Source organism: Aeromonas sp. 2692-1 (assembly GCF_013085505.1).
GTDB classification, from domain to species: domain Bacteria; phylum Pseudomonadota; class Gammaproteobacteria; order Enterobacterales; family Aeromonadaceae; genus Aeromonas; species Aeromonas hydrophila.
Genome location: NZ_CP038513.1, coordinates 3,727,664 through 3,745,649, shown reverse-complemented (window position 1 = coordinate 3,745,649; position 17,986 = coordinate 3,727,664). Strand labels below are relative to the sequence as shown.

Sequence of the window (17,986 nt, the reverse complement as noted above, 5' to 3'; positions counted from 1 at the left end):
ATGTTGCTTGAACTCGACCCCGACACCCCGCAGGCGCTCAGCGCCCATCGCGAGGTGGTCCATTACCATCAGCGCGGCGTCACCACCGACAGTGCCATGCAGCTGCCCTGCGAAACCCCGGTGGCGCTGGTCTACAACGGCATCGCCCACAGCGTGATGATGTGCTCGGCCGCCGATCTGGAGGATTTCGCCATCGGCTTCTCGCTCTCCGAGGGGATCATCGACAGCCTGCTCGATATCCACGACATCGAGCAGCAGAGCGCCTGCCGCGGCATCGAGCTGCACATCACCCTGGCCAATCGCTGCGTTCATCGCCTGAAAGAGAAGCGGCGCACCCTGGCCGGGCGCACCGGGTGCGGCATCTGCGGCAGCGAAAGCCTGGAGCAGGTGGTGCGCGCCCAACCAAGGCTGCCCGACAGCCAGCGCTTTGCGGTGGGTCATATCGACAAGGTGCTGGCCGCGCTGCGCCCGCTCCAGCTACTGGGGCAGAGCACGGGGGCGACCCATGCCGCCGTGCACGTGGATGGCGAGGGGAACATCCTCGCCATTCGCGAGGACGTGGGGCGCCATATCGCGCTGGACAAGCTGGTGGGGCACTTGCAGCGAAGTCAACGGCGCGACGGCGCCATCCTGGTGACCAGCCGTGCCAGCTTCGAGATGGTGCAAAAGTGCGCCAGCGCGGGGGTGGAGATCTTGCTCGCCATCTCGGCCGCCACCGAGCTCGCGGTCGAGCGGGCCGAGCAGACCGGGCTCACCCTGGTGGGCTTCTGTCGCCCGGGGCGAGCCGAGATCTACAGCGGCCGCCAGCGCATCCTGCTGGCGAGCGCAGCGTCATCCGCCGTTTCGGCAGAGGGCTGAGGGCACAAGGCCATTGGCGCTCGAGGTCGGCTCGGGTATAGTCCTGCGCCAACAAGATAGGTTCGGTCGCGCTCCTTGCCCGTCAGGGCGCCGCGGCCGACACAGCGTCAAAGGATACCAAGCCCATGAAATTCAGCCCGCTGCTGGATGAGATGATGAAAGCCCTGCAGGTGCTGCCGGGTGTCGGCCCCAAGTCGGCCCAGCGCATGGCATTTACCCTGCTCGAGCGTGAGCGCAGCGGCGGCCTGCGGCTGGCCCAGCTGCTCTCTCGCGCCCTCACCGAGATTGGCCACTGCAGCCACTGCCGCACCTTCACCGAGAACGAGCGCTGCGAGATCTGCGCCAATCCCAAGCGCGAAGAGAACGGCCTGCTGTGCGTGGTGGAGAGCCCGGCGGACGTGGCCGCCATCGAGCAGACCGGCCAGTTCTCCGGCCGTTACTTCGTGCTGATGGGTCACCTCTCGCCGCTGGACGGCATTGGCCCGGAAGAGCTGGGGCTGGAGATCCTGGAGCGACGCTTGAAAGACGAGGCGATCAGCGAGCTTATTCTGGCCACCAACCCCACCATCGAAGGGGATGCCACCGCCTGGTACATCGCTGACATGGCCCGCGCCGCCGGCGTCAAGGTGAGCCGGATTGCCCACGGGGTGCCGGTGGGCGGCGAGCTGGAGCTGGTGGATGGCACCACGCTTTCCCACTCCCTGATGGGGCGTCAGCCCCTGAATTGAGTCAGCGCCAGCCCCTCAATTGGGCCTGCGCTAGCAACTGAACTGAATTTGCGTCGCGACTCAGCAGCAATACCAGAACCCGCCTCGGCGGGTTTTTTGTTGGGTAACAGGTTCGATTGGCGCAAAAATCGCCATTCGCACGCCTCGACGTTTTGTCCCCCTTGAAATGGCGATCGCCGGCCCCATCTTGGATCGGGAATATGTTCAACCCGAATCGCCTGAGGATAGTGTCGATGACCCAAAGCGTTCATGCCGAAACCCACGGGTTTCAGACTGAAGTCAAACAACTGCTGAGCCTGATGGCCCACAGCCTCTACTCCAACAAAGAAGTGTTCCTGCGCGAGCTGATTTCCAACGCCTCCGATGCGGCGGACAAGCTGCGCTTCAAGGCGCTTTCCGATGCCTCTTTGTTCGAAAACGACGGCCAGTTGCGCGTTCGCCTGGTGGTTGATAAAGAAAATCGGACCCTGACCATCTCCGACAACGGGATCGGTATGACCCGTGATCAGGTGATCGAGCACCTGGGCACCATCGCCAAGTCCGGCACCGCCGAGTTCTTCAAGAACCTCTCCGGTGATCAGGGCCGCGACTCCCAGCTGATCGGTCAGTTCGGGGTGGGCTTCTACTCCGCCTTCATCGTCGCCGACAAGGTGACCGTGGTCTCCCGCGCCGCCGGTACTGCTCCGGAGCAGGGCGTGCAGTGGGAGTCGGAAGGGGAAGGCTCCTTCACCGTGGCTGATGTGACCAAAGAGGGTCGCGGTACCGACGTCATCCTGCACCTGCGCGCCGAAGAGGACGAGTTCCTTGACGACTGGCGTCTGCGCTCCGTGGTGAGCAAATATTCCGATCACATCAGCGTACCGGTGGAGATGTTCAAAGAGGGCACCCCGGATCGGGAAGAAGATGGCGAGACCATCGTCGGCACCCCGGGCGAGTGGGAGCAGGTCAACCGCGCCACCGCGCTGTGGACCCGCAACCCGAAAGAGATCAAGGACGAGGAGTATCAGGAGTTCTACAAGCACGTCGCCCACGACTTCGAAGATCCGCTCTTGTGGGGCCACAACCGGGTGGAAGGGGCGCAGGAGTACACCAGCCTGCTCTACGTGCCGGCCCGTGCCCCGTTCGATCTCTACAACCGGGATCAGAAACACGGCCTGAAGCTCTACGTGCAGCGCGTCTTCATCATGGACGACGCCGAGCAGTTCATGCCGGCTTACCTGCGCTTCGTCAAAGGGGTGCTGGACTCCAACGATCTGCCGCTCAACGTCAGCCGCGAGATCCTGCAAGACAACAAGGTGACCGTCTCCCTGCGCAAGGCCTGCTCCAAGCGCGTGCTGACCATGCTGGCCAAGCTGGCCAAGGATGATGCCGAGAAGTACGCCAAGTTCTGGAGCGAGTTCGGCAATGTGCTCAAAGAAGGCCCGGCCGAGGATTACGCCAACCGCGAAGAGATCGCCAAGCTCTTGCGCTTTGCCAGCACCGCCGGCGAGGGCGAAGCCCAGACCGTGTCGCTGGAGGATTACGTTGGCCGCATGAAGGAAGGCCAGCAGAAGATTTACTACATCACCGCCGACTCTTACGCTGCCGCCAAGAACAGCCCGCACCTCGAGATCTTCCGCAAGAAGGGCGTCGAAGTGCTGCTGATGTGGGAGCGGGTCGACGAGTGGCTGATGAGCCACCTGACCGAGTTCGACGGCAAGCAGCTGGTCTCCGTCACCCGTGGCGAGCTGGATCTCGGCGATCTGGAAGACGAAGCCTCCAAACAGGCGCAGGAAGAGGCCGAAAAAGCCAACGCCGGTCTGGTGGAGCGGGTCAAGCAGAGCCTCGGGGATGCGGTAAAAGAGGTGCGGGTCACCCACCGTCTGACCGACTCACCGTCCTGCATCGTTACCGATGCCCACGGCATGAGCACCCAGATGATCAAGCTGATGCGTGCCGCCGGCCAGCCGGTGCCGGAGCAGAAGTACATTCTGGAACTGAACCCCGATCACGCCCTGGTGAAGAAGCTCGATACCATCCAGGACGAGGCGCTGTTCGGCGAGTGGGTCACCCTCTTGCACGAACAGGCCCAGCTGGCCGAGCAGGGCGGGCTCAATGATCCGGCGAGCTTCGTCTCTCGTATCAACCGTCTGTTACTCCAGGCATGATGTTTGGGCCCACTGCGTGCAGTGGGCTCTTTCTTTTCTGGCGCCTGCCCCGTCCGGGGCGGGCGCCAGTTGCGTGCAGCGCTGCTGCATTTTCACTCATTTTTCGTACACGGATCTGCGCCAATGGTCGTATTGCCATGTCGGAAAGATGGTGAAAAATAAGCCACTCACACGGGGCAAGCTTGTGAAAATGGGCGAAACCGTGTAGTTTTTTGCCTTCTCAAGAATTGAATAACCAATCAATAGGAGCGTGTATGCGCATTGTTCTGTTGGGGGCTCCGGGTGCCGGCAAGGGTACTCAGGCTCAGTTCATCATGGAAAAACACGGTATTCCGCAGATCTCCACCGGCGACATGCTGCGTGCCGCGATCAAGGCGGGCACCGAGCTGGGCCTCAAGGCCAAAGCCGTGATGGACGCAGGTCAGCTCGTCTCTGACGACATCATCATCGGCCTGGTCAAAGAGCGTATTGCCCAACCGGATTGCGCCAACGGCTTCCTGCTGGACGGTTTCCCGCGCACCATTCCCCAGGCGCAAGCCATGAAGGACGCCGGTGTTGCCGTGGACTTCGTGCTGGAGTTCGACGTGCCGGACGAAGAGATCGTCAAGCGCATGAGCGGTCGTCGCGTTCACTCCGGCTCCGGCCGTACCTACCACGTGGTGTTCAACCCGCCGAAAGTGGAAGGCAAGGACGACGTGACCGGTGAAGATCTGGTGATCCGTGCCGACGACGAAGAGACCACTGTGCGCAAGCGTCTGGATGTATATCATCAGCAGACCGCACCGCTCATCGGCTTCTACGGCAAGGAAGCGGAAGCGGGCAACACCCGTTACGTCAAGATTGATGGCACCCAGCCGGTGGATCTGGTCAGCAAGCAGCTGGCGACCATCCTGGGCTAAGCCCGCCATTGCCATCGTCCCCAAGGGGCCAGCGGCAATGTGCCAGTGAGACAAGGGCCCGGCATGGGCCCTTTCTTGCATTCAGACATAACAACAGAACGACAGGAAGCATACGTGACCACGAAAACCGGGATCTTGCTGGTCAATCTGGGTACCCCAGCCGCGCCCACCACGGCCGCCGTCAAGGCGTTTCTCAGCCAGTTTCTGCACGATCAGCGGGTCGTCGACCTGCCGCGCTACCTCTGGTGCCCTCTGCTCCACTTCATCATCCTGCCGACCCGCTCCCCCAAGGTGGCCAAGCTCTATCAGCAGGTGTGGACCGAGCAGGGCTCGCCGCTGATGGTGATAAGCAAGCAGCAGCGCGCGGCGCTGGAGCAGGAGCTCAAGCGCGAAGGGGTCGAGGTGCCGGTGGAGCTGGCCATGACCTACGGCTCCCCTTCGCTGGATGAGGGCTGGCAGGCGCTCAAGGCCAAGGGAGTCAACCGGGTGATCCTGTTGCCGCTCTATCCCCAGTATTCGGTCAGCACCACCGCCTCGGTGTTCGATGGCTGGGCCAAGGCGATGAAAAAAGAGCGCAACCTGCCGGTGGTGCGGCTCATTCGTGATTACCATGCTCACCCCGAATATATCCAGGCGCTGGCCATGAGCGTGCGTCGCCACTGGGAACAGCACGGCCAGGGCGAGCACCTGCTGATGTCGTTCCACGGCATTCCCGAACGCTACGAGCGGGAAGGGGATCCCTATGGTCACCAGTGCCGGCGCACCGCCGCCCTGCTGGCCGAAGCGCTCGGGCTGGAGGCCAGCCAGTGGACCGCCAGCTTCCAGTCCCGCTTTGGCAAGGAGGAGTGGCTCAAGCCCTACACCGACGTGACCATCGGCGGCCTGCCGGCCACCGGGATCAAGCGGCTCGATGTGATCTGTCCCGCCTTTGCCGCCGACTGCCTCGAAACCCTGGAGGAGATCCAGGTGCAGAACCGGGAGATCTTCATGGCCGCCGGTGGCGAGCAGTTTGAATACATTCCAGCCCTCAACAGCGATCAGGCCCACATCCGCATGATGGTGTCGCTGATCTGCCGCGAGCTGGCCTGACGGGGCATTGCCCGCACCACTCATCGGTGCGGGGCTCTGATCGTTGATTGTCCAAGGAGAAGGAGTTTCACCATGATGCATATCACCCTGATTTACGCCGGCCTCTTGGGGCTGCTGTTCCTCTTGCTCTCCTTCTGGGTGGTCAAGCGCCGGGCCCAGTTCAAGGTGATGATAGGGGAAGGGGAGGCGCCCGAGATGCGCGCCGCCATCCGGGCCCACGGCAACTTTGCCGAGTACGTGCCGCTCACCCTGCTGCTGATGGCGCTGTGCGAGCTGGCGGGCGTCGGGGCCTTCTGGCTTCATGCCGGCGGCCTGGCGCTGCTGGTGGGACGCATCCTGCATGCCATCGGCATCCAGATCCCCAAGGCACCCAACCTGCCGAGGCTGGTCGGCACCCTGCTGTTCTGGCTGGCGCTGGGGCTCTTCTCGGTGCTGGCGCTGGCACAGGGGCTTGCCGCCGGCTGAGTCTTGTTCGCTGCAAAAACCACCTCCTTGCGGGGTGGTTTTTTTGATGGGTTTTGGTAAACGTTTTCCTCTGCAGCCCGTGTCTATACTGACTTCATATTTTAATCAGGCGACTTTTCGGCGCGGCGGATTGTGTTAAAATCCCGCCCCTCTTTCCCCCAGAGCACAAGAACATTGCCATGAAATTTCCCGGTCAGCGCAAGTCCAAACACTACTTTCCAGTGGATCGTCGTGATCCCCTCATCTCCCAGAGCGCGGTGCTTGCGGAGCGGGGCAAGGCCTATGTGGTCGGGATTGACCAGACACTGGTCGACATCGAGGCGCACGTTGATCTGGCATTTCTCGAGCGTTACGGCCTGAGCCGCGGCCACTCCATGCTCATCTCCGATGACGTGGCCGAGCAGATCTACGACGAGCTCAAGAGCAACAACATGGTGGTGAGCGAATTTGCCGGCGGCACCATCGGCAACACCATGCACAACTACTCGGTGCTGGCGGACTCCCACTCCATCCTGCTCGGCGTCATGAGCCAGGACATTCGCATCGGCAGCTACGCCTACCGTTACCTGTGCAACACCTCGTCACGGGTCAACCTCGACTACCTGCAGCCGGTAGACGGCCCGGTCGGTCGCTGCTTCACCTTCATCACTGAAGGGGGCGAGCGCAGCTTCGGCATCAACGCCGGCAAGATGGACCATCTGGATGTGGCCCACATCCCCGAGACCATCATCAAGGAGTCCTCCGCCCTGGTCATCACCGCCTACCTGGTGCGCGGTGAAGATGGCACCCCGATGAAGGACGCGGCCATGACCGCCGTGCGTTATGCCCGCGAGGCCGGTGTGCCGGTGGTGCTGACCCTGGGTACCCGCTTCGTCATCGAGTCCGACCCCCAGTGGTGGCGCGATTTCATCAGCGAGAACGTCACTGTGCTCGCCATGAACGAGGAGGAGGGTGAGGCCCTGACCGGCTTCTCCGATCCGCTGGCCGCCGCCGACAAGGCGCTGGACTGGGCCGACATGGTGCTCTGCACCGCAGGGCCGGTGGGGCTCTACATGGCGGCCTACACCGAAGAGGACTTCAAGCGCGAGACCACGCTGCCGCTGCTGCCCGGTGTCATCCCCGAGTTCAACATGTACGAGTTCAGCCGCCCCATGACCCGCAGCGGCTGCCGCGTGCCCAAGCGCATCTACTCCCACATCTCCCCCTACATGGGCGGGCCGGAGAAGATCAAGAACACCAACGGGGCAGGGGACGGGGCCCTCTCCGCCGTGCTGCACGACATGGTGGCCAACGCCTATCACCGCAGCGCCGTGCCCAACTCCGCCAAGCACGTGGCCGAGTTCCTCACCTACTCCTCGCTCTCCCAGGTGTGCAAGTACGCCAACCGGGTGAGTTACGAGGTGCTGGCCCAGAGCAGCCCGCGCCTGTCGCGCGGTCTGCCGGAGAAGGAAGACAGCCTGGAAGAGGTGTACTGGGAGCGTTGATCCCGCCCCTCGCGCTGAAAACGCCTCCTTCGGGAGGCGTTTTGTCAGGTAAAACCCGGCCGCAGGCAGTTTTTTGTGTGATAAACCCCAAGATGCTTGAGTCCATGTCACTTTTGCGACACCATTTGGCCACCGCATTGCCACTCGGCACTGCCGTGGCCGCAGCACCCGATAGAGAGAGAGCCCCATGAGTAAGTTAACTGACAATCTTGACGCCAATTTCCAACTGTTCATCGAAGAAGTCCGCGAGTCGGGTCAGGTATGGGGCTTGCGTTACGGTGAAGACTGGGTCGTCTGCCGCTCTGCCGAGTTCGAAGATGCCGACGTGATGCCGCTCTGGTCTGCCGAAGAGGATGCCCGTCTGCACTGCGTGGACGAGTGGGCCGACTACGAGCCGGAAGTGATCGAGCTGGAAGAGTTTCTCGACATCTGGATCAACGATCTGGACGAAGACGACGTGCTGGTCGGCCCGAACTGGAACGCCGATCTGGAAGGGCAAGAGCTCGAACCCATCGAGCTGGCCAAGGCGCTGGTGGAACTGGACGCCTGAACCACACTGCATTGAGCCGGGCCTTGGCCCGTCTGACGAGAACCGATATCCGCGAGGATGTCGGTTTTTTTATGGCCGGCTTGCAGAATACTGAATGAAAAGGCGATTTGGCTTTGCACCCGCCAGAGGGATGGTCCATCATCAACCTTTTGCCGAGTGGGAGGAGCCATGTTTGTATTCGACGTCACCGGCGTTGCAGGGGCGCGAGCCGAGATCCGGGTTCAGGCGCTGGACTGGGGGCAGAGCGGCCCCGTCACCTTCCGCTGCGATGACGATCAACTGGCGGTGCTGCTGCTGACCGACTGCCGCTGCGATGCGGTGGGCTTCTTCAATCTGCTGGCGGGCTGCAAGCCGCTCTATCTGGAGCAGTGGCTCAGCTATCTGCAGGAGACCGGTCGCATCGCCAAGCAGAGCTGCCAGCTGGAGAGCCCGGCCCAAGAGGATTACCTCGCCAAGGCCGGTCTTGAACACGAAGAGCTCAATGCCCTGCTGGGGCAGGTCTATCAGGTGGCGGGTTTCAACCGGCTGCAGATCAATCGTTACCTCAAGAATCGCCACAATCCCACCACCCTGGCGACCCGTTACGATCAGAAGGAGCTGGAGCGCTATCGCCAGCTCAACGACATCATTCTGACTCTGTTGAAGTTGAAGCATCCTCAGTAAACAGCCCGAGCTGGCTGATATCCGGCCGCAACTGCTGGGGCTTGGCGATGAGATAGCCCTGCAGCCCGTCCACATACATACCCTGCAGCAGCTGCTTCTGACCCAGCTGCTCCACCCCTTCCGCAATCACCTGACAACCCATCCGGTGTGACACGTCGACGATCATCCGCACGAACTGCTGGTTGGTCAGATCCTGCTCCAGCCCGGTGATGAGAGCGGGATCCAGCTTGATGTAGTCGGGCTTGAGCTCGCGAAACAGGTTGAATGACCCTATCCCCTTGCCGAAGTTGCAGATGGCAGAGCGGTTGCCGTTGCGCCTGAGCAGTTCGAACACCCGCTTGGCTCCGGTCAGGTTGCGCTCCAGATGCTCTTCATCCAGTTCGAACACCAGGTTGGCGCTGGTGTTGGGGTCGTTGAGCAGCTGCCGGTCAAGCCAGATCAGAAAGGCGCTGTTTTGCAGCAGGTTGCTGGAGAGGTTGATGCCCCAGCGACTCTGATTCGAGCCAAAGGCCCGGTACTGGCGCATCACGTGGGTCACCAGCATCTGTTCCAGCCGCATCACCATATCCAGCCGCTGGGCCATGGCGAACAGGGTGTCGGTGGGCAGCACAGTGCCGTCGGCACTGCTGAAACGGGTGTAGATCTCGTTGTAGGCCAGCATGCTGCGGTGCATCGGCTGGATCGGCTGGTAGGTGAAGCTGATCCGCTCCTGCTCCAGCAGCTCGGTCAGTACCAGCTTCCAGTGATGCTGCCCCTGCAGCTCTACCACGCTGTCATCCTGCTGGATGGCCCAGCCGTTGACCGTCTCGGTCTGGGCGCGGGCCAGCGCCAGATCCGCCCTGGCCAGAATTGCCTCTATCTTCTGGCCGCTGCTGAGCCGGGTCAGCCCGGAGTAGGCGGCGCTCTCCAGTTCATGCTGCTGCTGATAGTGATCGAAGGCGATCTTCAGATCCCGCCCGAGCAGGGGGGGCGGGATATTGGCGACCGGCTGCACCAGCACCGCGAAGTCGGCCCCCGAGATGCGATAGACCTGATGGCCGGGGAAGCGGCTCACCACCCTGGTGATGATATTGGCGATATCCTTGATGTAGGCATCCCCCGACTGAAAGCCGCGCTGGGCGTTGAGCTTGCCAAGCTCGGTGGCGCGGATCAGCACCAGAGTGGCGGTCTGGGTATCCTGATCCCGCTGCAGCAGCTCGGTCATGTCGCGCCGAAAGGCGTGGCGGTTTTGCAGCTGGGTCAGCTCGTCCTGGGTTGCCTGGTTGTGCAGCTCGCTGATCTGGCGGTGAGCGTCGCGCTCGGCTTCGTTGAAGTGGGCGAGCAGTTGCTGCAGGGCGGCCTGGGCCTCGGGCGTGGTCAGACAGGTGGGGTCGCGCAGCTGCAGCGCCCGGCACCACACTTGCTCCTGGTGACTGCGATCCACCTGCTGAAGGCGCAGGGTCAGCATGCTCAGCAAGCCAAAGCCGAGCAGGCTGGTGGCGAGGATGATAAGCAGGGTCAGCAGCGTGCTGGTGAAGGCGAGCCAGAGCCCCTGCAACAGCAGCAGGGGAGCGCAGAGGAGAGCGATCACCAGCAGCTGGTTGCTCCCGAGCTTGTTCAACATGGTGTCATCCTTGATGATGTCGTTGATGCTGAAATTCTAACCAAGCTCGCGCCGCAAAGCATGAGATCCCGCTCAACTCCTGGAAAAGGGCCAATTGAAATCAGTTAAATGTGAGTGAAACCACTTTCATGGCGCCGGAAACAGGCGAAGATGAATCGAAAATGGACCAAAACAAGGCAGAGGTAATTATGTTGTTAGAACCCGTAAATACTGCCAAAGCACGGCAACTATTGAACCAGAGTATGGCCTTGGTGCTCGCGGGGGGACGGGGCAGTCGCCTGAAGCAGTTGACCGACAACCGCGCCAAGCCTGCCGTCCATTTTGGCGGCAAGTTCCGCATCATCGACTTCGTGCTCTCCAACTGCATCAACTCCGGCATCCGTCGGGTCGGGGTGGTGACCCAGTACAAGTCCCACAGCCTGCTGCGCCACCTGCAATCGGGCTGGTCCTTCCTACGCTACCAGATGAACGAGTTCATCGACTTGTTGCCCGCCCAGCAGCGGGTGGACGAGGTGCACTGGTATCGCGGTACCGCCGACGCCATCTACCAGAACGTCGACATCATCCGTGACTATGGCCCCAAATACATAGTGGTGCTGGCGGGGGATCACATCTACAAGATGGACTACGCCGCCATGCTGCTCGATCACGTGCGCCTCGGCGCCAAGGTGACGGTGGCCTGTATCGAGGTGCCGCGCGCTGAGGCCTCCGCCTTTGGAGTGATGGACATCGACGAGCAGCGCAAGATCCGCGCCTTCGTGGAGAAGCCGGCCAATCCGCCCGCCATGCCGGGCAACGAAAACGTCTCCCTGGCCTCCATGGGCATCTACATCTTTGAGGCGGAGTACCTCTATCAGCTGCTGGAAGAGGACATTCACAACCAGGAGTCCAAACACGATTTCGGCATGGACGTGATCCCGCGCATCGTGGGAGAGGGCAAGGCGTTTGCCCACCCGTTCACCATGTCCTGCGTGGGGGCCAAGGAGGGGCAGAAACCCTACTGGCGCGACGTGGGTACCCTGGATTCGTTCTGGGAGGCCAACATGGATCTCGCCTCCGTGGTGCCCGAGCTCGACATCTATGACGAGAACTGGCCCATCTGGACCAGCCAGACCATGACGCCGCCGGCCAAGTTCGTGCAGGACAGAAACGGCCAGCACGGCATGACCATCAACTCCATGTTCGCGGGGGGATCCATCGTCAGCGGCTCCTTCGTGCTCAACTCCGTGCTGTTCACCCATGTGCGGGTGCACTCCTTCTGCACCCTGGATCAGGCCATCATTTTCCCCGGGGTCGAGATTGGCTCGGGTTGCCGGTTGCGGCGGGTGGTGGTGGACAAGGGCTGCAAGCTGCCCGACGGGCTGGTGGTGGGGGAAAACGCCGACGAGGACAGCCGCCGCTTCTATCGCTCCGAGCAGGGTATCGTGCTGGTGACCAAGGAGATGCTGGCCAAGCTGGGGTGATGTCACGCCCAACGCCAGACGCCACAACTAAAAAGGGAGCCGATATAGCTCCCTTTTTCTATTCAGCGAGTGGCTGATTATTTTTCGGTGATCAGCGCCTTGGCGGCCATCACCATGGCGGTGCCGTGCTTGCCACCGGCGGCGGTCACTTGCGGGACGCCATCTTCGTCGGTGTCACCACCGGCCCCTTCGATGACGTTCTCGCCGGAGTCGCCGATCCACTCGGCCATCTGCATGCCGCCGTTGACGGTGCCACGGAACCAGCTCACATAGCGCTGGGTCAGCTGGGCCAGCTCCAGCGCCGGGGCTTTCTCGCCGCCTTCGTTGCGCAGGTTCAGCATGGCGGAGCGCAGGGCGCCGGAGATGGCGGCCTGGGTCCAGGGGGTGTATTCACCCTGCTTGCCGGCGAGCCAGGTACCGGCCTTGGCATTGAAGTAGGCCTTATCGGCGGCGATGAACAGCTCGCGCGCCGCCGTGCGGTACTTGGCATCCGAGGTCGCCAGGAAGGCTGCGGTCAGGCCGCGGATGGCGGCAAACTGGGCGTCGATGGACTGGCTGGCATCAAGCTTGCCACCCAGGGTGATCCCATCATGTACCAGCCCATTTTTGCCCTTGAGATTGGCGAGGATGAAGTCGGCCTGCTGGCGGATCAGCACCAGTGCCTGCTGGCCCTGGGCGGTTTTCAGGTTCAGCTCGCCATTGTCACCAGCGGCGTAGCCGACTGGCAGCGCATCCTGGGCGCGCTGGAAGATCTGCAGGGCGACCAGACTGTAGGCAGCGTCAAAGGTGGTGACGTGCTTGCCCTGTTTGCCGGCCTGCCAGCTGTCGACCAGGGTGCCGGCCTTGGGCTCGAAGTGCAGGGCATTGAGGTTCTTGAACACCATGCCGGAGAGGTTCAGCGCCAGGGAGAAGGCATCGTCACCCGCCACCAGCTTGGCGGCATCGCTGCCCTTGTTGGCGGCCGGTGCGGCGGCGAACGGGGCACCGTCGAACACGGCGTGGAAGGCCGGGTTCTGGTTGGTGTTGGCGCTGCGCTGATCGGTGAAGGCGTAGAACTCGGAGAGCGGCCACAGCATCATCCAGGCGTCGCGCAGCTGGGCTGAGCCGTCCACCACCTCGAGCTTGCCGATGGCGCCGACGTCGTTCTTGCCGGTCTCGGTCACTTTCACCTGATGGGGGAAGTAGACGATACCCTTGGCCGGATCGTACTGCGGGGTGATCTTGGCGCCCAGCTGCTTGCCGTCAAAGCCGAGCTGACCCTGCAGGATGGCCAGCTTGTCGATGGACTGCTCGGTCAGCATCATGCCGTTGAAGCCGTCGGCGGCAGAGACCCCCAGCTTGTGTTTGCCGTCCTGATCCATGGTGGCGGACGCGGCTTCCACCTCCTCATCGGTCTCGGCCACGTGCATGCCGCCGAGGAAGTCCTGGGACCACATCACCTCTTTGAGCAGGATGCCGCCCACGGCCGCCGGCACCAGCAGGTTGTCACTGCCGCTCCAGCGCAGGGTGGCGTAGTCGCGGAAGTAGGCCGGTACCTGGGTCTTGACGCTCTTCTCGTTGCCCTTGGCGGTCTTGATGGTGATCTGGTCGCCGTTGACCGGGGTGGCGTTGACGGCTTGCGCGAACTCCGGGTTGGCGGAGGAGTAGGGCAGGGAGAGGGGATATATGCCCTGCGGCACTTCATCGGCCGGGAAACCGACCGCATCAGCCATGGCCAGCACTCGCTGGCCGAGGGAGGCCATGGTGCCGCCGCGAGCCTGGTTTTGCGGCCCGTTCACCAGATGGGGGCCCATGCCGGATTGGTAGTTGAGGGCGTACATTGCCTCTTCGGAGTATTCGTAGGATTCGATGCCGGCGGCGAAGTCGAACGGGGTCGGCTCATCGGCTCGGTTGGCGTCCAGCACATCCAGATCCAGACCGAGGGCCTCGGCCAGCGGCTCGCCGGAGAGTTCGAACTCGGTGTAGGCCAGCATGTTGGCGGCGGTGTTGAATGTCTTGTCTTCTACCTTGACGGCGGCGTGTGCGGCGCCGCTCAGGAGCGCGCAGGCGATCGCCTGGACCAGTACGGTTTTTCTCATGTCCCTTCTCACCATATGTTTGATTTTATTATGACGCTTCTCATGAATCTAAATGAGAATGGTGTGCATTATGAGGCAAAGGGGGGAGCTTGAGAAGAAAAAACCGCGCCCCTGGAGTTGAAGAGAAGAGGGGCGCGGTTGGGGGTCAGAGCAGCTTGAAGGGGATGACCAGTCGGCCCGGTTCCACCTTGAGGGCTTCGACTTTATCCTTGATCCTGGCTTCGTTCTTGCGACTGCCATCCAACCGGTAGACGGGGGTCTGGGAGAGGAACAGCGAGAGCGACTGGTTGAAGGTGGGCAGCAGCGGGGTGAGGGCGGTACCCACGTCGGCCGGATCGGTCTTGACCGAGATGAGCTCGAGATCGCGCAAGTAGATGGCGCCCTGCTCGGCCACGTAGTCGGGGCGGGCGCTCAGGGAGAGGCGGATCTTCATCTGCTGGCTACCCAGCGGGCTCGCCACCTGCAGATCGCCGGCGGCATCCAGTTCGACCCGGTCGGCCTGGCGGCGACCGATGCGGCTTTGCATCTCATCGAGGCGGATCTTGCTCGACATGATGCCGGGGATCCCCAGCTGCTTTTCGAAGGCGACCCTCTCTTTGAGGTATTGGTTGATCTCTCCTTCGCTGACGTTGTACTGGGTGAGTGAACAGGCGGCCAGCAGCAGGCTGAGGGGGAGCAGAAGCAGGTGCTTTAACATCGAGGATCCCGTGGGTTGAGACAATGGTCATAAAGATGGCGCCATCTTAGGGGGAAATGGCGTTCGCTGCCAGCGTGGGCGGCGAGCCCGCATTTTTTGTCGCAGCCTCATATGGGGGGTTGGCTGCGGTGCTCATACGGACAAGGCTGGCCGGACCTGCACGGTGGGCCGCAGCAGCCGTGGCACCCGCCATATCCACAGATAAGTTCCAGTTTTATCGGCATAAAAATCCCATTGACCGGGGGATTTCAAAGCGAGTATTTTACCGCCGCACAAATACAAACTGATAATCATTATCATTTTGAATCATATTTGAGGGTGTAACGTGGATACTCTTGTGATGGAAAATAGCGCGCCTGCCCAGGCTGCGTCTTCGCCCGAATTCTTGTTTACCTCGGGTCAGGGCACGCTCAGTGCCACTGACCTAGGCCAGCCTATCACCACCCCCGCCTGTGAATGGCCTTTGCTAGAACAACAGATTGCCGACGCGCTGGCCGCGGCCAGCGCCGCCGGCCAGGCCAACCCCCTGCTGATCGGTGCCTTCGCGTTCGACCCGGCGGAAGCCTCTTGCCTCTATGTGCCCGGCCGCTATGAGCGGGGCGATCGCCCCATCCCGCTGGCACAGGCGCCGGCAACAGCGGCGATGGCAGAGCAGGCCGTCGAGGCCAACCGGGTCATCTCGGTGCAGAGCACCCCGCCGGCCAGCGAATTTCAGGCCTCGGTCAGCGCGGCGCTGGATGCGTTTGCACAAGGCCGGCTCGCCAAGGTGGTGTTGTCGCGCAAACTCACCCTTACCCTGCACCAGCCCGCCGACCCTCAGCAGGTGATGGCCCGTTTGATGGCCCAGAATCCCCACGCCTTCCACTTTTCCCTGCCGCTCGGCCAGGACCGCCGCCTGCTTGGCGCCAGCCCCGAGCTGCTGCTGCGGGTCAGCGGGGGAGAGGTGTTCACCCACCCGCTGGCGGGTTCAGCCAGACGGGCGAGCGAGCCGGCACAAGATGAAATGGTAGCCCGGGATCTGCTGGCCTCTCGCAAGGATCAGCATGAGCACCGCCTGGTGATCGACGAGATCCGCCGGGTGCTGACGCCCCACTGCCGCGAGCTGGCGATCCCTGCTCATCCCTCGCTGATGAGCACGGATACCCTCTGGCATCTGGGTACCCCTATCGCTGGGCAGCTCAATGGCGGCGAGGCGTCGGTACTGTCACTTGCCTGCCAGCTTCATCCCACCCCAGCCCTGTGCGGCTATCCCACCGATCTGGCGCGCCAGTTCATCCGCGAGCAGGAGCCCTTCCGGCGCGCCCTGTTCAGCGGCATCGTCGGTTGGTGCGACAGCCAGGGCAACGGCGAGTGGGCCGTGGTGATCCGCTGCGGCGTGCTCGACGGCCATCAGGTGGAGCTGTTCGCCGGCGCCGGTATCGTCGCGGGCTCGGATCCCGCCATGGAGTGGGTCGAGACCGGCACCAAGCTGGGGACCATGCTCAAAGCCCTGGGCCTGGATTTGGAGGTAGCGCAATGACCCAGCTTCAATATCTGGGCTGGCAGAGTGGACAGCCGAATCTGGAAGCCCTGGGCCTGAGTCCGGAGGTGGCGCAATGAGCCAATTCAACCGCTTCCTACCCTATACCCGCTGGCCCGATGCCTTGGCCCGGCAGTACCGCGCCAAGGGCTATTGGCGCGGCGAGCCGCTGACCGCCATGCTGGCGCGTCAGTGTGAGCTGGCCCCCGACGCCGAGGCGATCCTCTGCGGTGAGCGCCGCTTCAGCTATGGCGAGCTGGACGCCGCTTCGAGCCGGCTGGCCGCAAATCTGGCCCGCCACGGCCTGGGGGCGGGGGATACCGCGCTGGTGCAGCTCCCCAACGAGGCCGAGTTCTATCTGGTGTTCTTCGCCCTGCTCAAGGCCGGCATCGCGCCGGTCAACGCGCTCTTTAGCCACAACCGGCTGGAGCTCCTCTCTTATGCCGAGCAGATCACACCACGCCTCTTTATCGGCTCGCTGGCCCATCCGCTGTTTGCGAGCAAGGGGCGCGAGAGCGAGCTGCTGACAACCATCGGTGCCGAGCTGGTGCTACTCGATGGCGATGCGGGAGAGCTGGGGCTGACCCACTGGTTGGCGAAGGGGGCTGAGAGTGAGCCGGTGAAATCTGGCCCGACCCCGGCGGACGAGGTGGCCTTCTTCCAGCTCTCCGGCGGTAGCACCGGCACTCCCAAGCTCATCCCCCGCACCCATGACGACTACCTCTACAGCGTGCGCCGCAGCAATGAAATCTGTAAATTGGGGCCCCACATCCGCTATCTGTGCGCCCTGCCGGCCCCCCACAACTTCCCCCTGAGCTCCCCGGGCGCCCTGGGGGTGTTCGAGGCGGGCGGTACCGTGGTGCTGGCGCCCGATCCCAGCCCCATCAGCTGTTTCCCGCTGATTGCCCGCCACCGGGTAAATCTCACCTCGCTGGTGCCGCCGGCGGTCTCGCTCTGGTTGCAGGCAGCTGAAGCGGATCCCACCGCGCGCACCCAACTCGAGAGCCTCGACTTGCTGCAAGTGGGCGGCGCCAAGCTAGGGGAGGCGGTGGCCAGCAAGATTGGGCCGCTGCTCGGCTGCCGGCTGCAGCAGGTGTTCGGCATGGCGGAAGGGCTGGTCAACTACACCCGGCTGGACGACCCCGACGAGAAGGTCATTCACACCCAGGGCCGCCCCATGAGCCCGGATGACGAGGTGCGCATCCTCGATGAGGCGGGCAATCCGGTCGCCCCCGGCGAGCCTGGCGCCCTGCACACCCGTGGCCCCTATACCTTCCGCGGTTACTACCAGAGCCCGGCCCACAACGCCCGGGTGTTCGATGCCGAGGGCTTCTACTGCTCCGGCGATCTGGTGGTACAGGATGCCGATGGTTACCTCACCGTGGTCGGGCGACAGAAGGATCAGATCAATCGGGGCGGCGAGAAGATCGCGGCGGAAGAGGTGGAAAACCAGCTGCTGCACCACCCGGCCATCACCCATGCGGCCCTGGTCTCCATGCCCGACAGCGCCATGGGGGAGAAGAGCTGCGCCTTCATCGTCAGCACCGAGCCGGGGCTCAAGCCGCTGGCCTTGCGCAAGTTTCTGCGTGAGCGCGGTGTGGCGGACTTCAAGCTGCCCGACCGTTTCGAAACCCTGGACGCCCTGCCCATGACGGCGGTGGGCAAGATTGACAAGCAGGGGCTGCGGGCGCGCATTGCGCACGCCATCGCCGCCAACCAGTCCCTGACAACAGCATAAAACTA

The 17,986-nt window shown here is 62.8% G+C and carries 15 protein-coding genes; 12 read left to right on the top strand and 3 right to left on the bottom strand.

The features are described 5' to 3' along the window. From fdhD to E5E97_RS17490, 9 genes are all read left to right on the top strand, one after another. Positions 1–858 (top strand): formate dehydrogenase accessory sulfurtransferase FdhD, encoded by an 858-nt coding sequence (fdhD, locus tag E5E97_RS17530; protein WP_171280656.1) that lies wholly within the window; start codon positions 1–3, stop codon positions 856–858. A 125-nt stretch (positions 859–983) separates the two neighbouring features. Continuing rightward, positions 984–1,586, top strand: coding sequence for a recombination mediator RecR (gene recR / locus E5E97_RS17525; protein ID WP_010633741.1), 603 nt, complete (start codon positions 984–986; stop codon positions 1,584–1,586). A gap of 233 nt (positions 1,587–1,819) precedes the next feature. Continuing rightward, complete coding sequence (gene htpG, locus E5E97_RS17520; RefSeq protein ID WP_029300565.1) at positions 1,820–3,733, top strand: molecular chaperone HtpG; 1,914 nt, start codon at positions 1,820–1,822, stop codon at positions 3,731–3,733. Positions 3,734–3,987: 254 nt separating this feature from the next. Next, the gene (gene adk, locus E5E97_RS17515) at positions 3,988–4,632 is read left to right on the top strand and encodes an adenylate kinase (protein ID WP_011706319.1); all 645 of its coding nucleotides are present in this window, start codon (positions 3,988–3,990) and stop codon (positions 4,630–4,632) included. 114 nt (positions 4,633–4,746) lie between these two features. Beyond that, positions 4,747–5,721, top strand: a complete 975-nt coding sequence (gene hemH / locus E5E97_RS17510; RefSeq protein WP_026080103.1) for a ferrochelatase — start codon at positions 4,747–4,749, stop codon at positions 5,719–5,721. Positions 5,722–5,793: 72 nt separating this feature from the next. Then, complete coding sequence (locus tag E5E97_RS17505) at positions 5,794–6,186, top strand: MAPEG family protein (protein ID WP_011706317.1); 393 nt, start codon at positions 5,794–5,796, stop codon at positions 6,184–6,186. Between the two features lie 179 nt (positions 6,187–6,365). Further along, positions 6,366–7,670 carry an inosine/guanosine kinase gene (locus tag E5E97_RS17500; protein ID WP_011706316.1) on the top strand — a complete coding sequence of 435 codons (1,305 nt, stop codon included), beginning with the start codon at positions 6,366–6,368 and terminating at the stop codon, positions 7,668–7,670. 187 nt (positions 7,671–7,857) lie between these two features. Further along, positions 7,858–8,220, top strand: coding sequence for a DUF2750 domain-containing protein (locus E5E97_RS17495; RefSeq protein WP_005301823.1), 363 nt, complete (start codon positions 7,858–7,860; stop codon positions 8,218–8,220). Positions 8,221–8,388: 168 nt separating this feature from the next. Then, positions 8,389–8,883, top strand: coding sequence for a hypothetical protein (locus E5E97_RS17490; RefSeq protein ID WP_017408190.1), 495 nt, complete (start codon positions 8,389–8,391; stop codon positions 8,881–8,883). On the opposite strand, the gene E5E97_RS17485 is transcribed toward E5E97_RS17490, so the two are convergent. Continuing rightward, on the bottom strand, positions 8,846–10,486 hold the full coding sequence (locus tag E5E97_RS17485; RefSeq protein ID WP_171280655.1) for an EAL domain-containing protein: 1,641 nt from the start codon (positions 10,484–10,486) through the stop codon (positions 8,846–8,848). The genes E5E97_RS17490 and E5E97_RS17485 overlap by 38 nt on opposite strands. Positions 10,487–10,674: 188 nt before the next feature. Between E5E97_RS17485 and glgC the strand changes: the two genes are divergently transcribed. After that, positions 10,675–11,949, top strand: coding sequence for a glucose-1-phosphate adenylyltransferase (gene glgC, locus E5E97_RS17480; RefSeq protein ID WP_011706313.1), 1,275 nt, complete (start codon positions 10,675–10,677; stop codon positions 11,947–11,949). A gap of 77 nt (positions 11,950–12,026) precedes the next feature. Here glgC and E5E97_RS17475 read toward each other — a convergent pair whose 3' ends face one another. Together E5E97_RS17475 and E5E97_RS17470 are read right to left on the bottom strand one after the other, a co-directional pair. Next, positions 12,027–14,027, bottom strand: coding sequence for a hypothetical protein (locus tag E5E97_RS17475; protein ID WP_171280654.1), 2,001 nt, complete (start codon positions 14,025–14,027; stop codon positions 12,027–12,029). A 145-nt stretch (positions 14,028–14,172) separates the two neighbouring features. Then, entirely contained in the window at positions 14,173–14,724 is a 552-nt protein-coding gene (locus tag E5E97_RS17470; protein ID WP_171280653.1) for a lipoprotein, read from the bottom strand. A gap of 325 nt (positions 14,725–15,049) precedes the next feature. On the opposite strand from E5E97_RS17470, the gene amoC reads away from it, so the two are divergent. After that, positions 15,050–16,243 carry an amonabactin biosynthesis isochorismate synthase AmoC gene (gene amoC / locus E5E97_RS17465; RefSeq protein WP_203133456.1) on the top strand — a complete coding sequence of 398 codons (1,194 nt, stop codon included), beginning with the start codon at positions 15,050–15,052 and terminating at the stop codon, positions 16,241–16,243. Between the two features lie 76 nt (positions 16,244–16,319). Continuing rightward, on the top strand, positions 16,320–17,981 hold the full coding sequence (amoE, locus tag E5E97_RS17460) for an amonabactin biosynthesis (2,3-dihydroxybenzoyl)adenylate synthase AmoE (protein WP_171280651.1): 1,662 nt from the start codon (positions 16,320–16,322) through the stop codon (positions 17,979–17,981). The last annotated feature ends 5 nt before the right edge of the window (positions 17,982–17,986 follow it).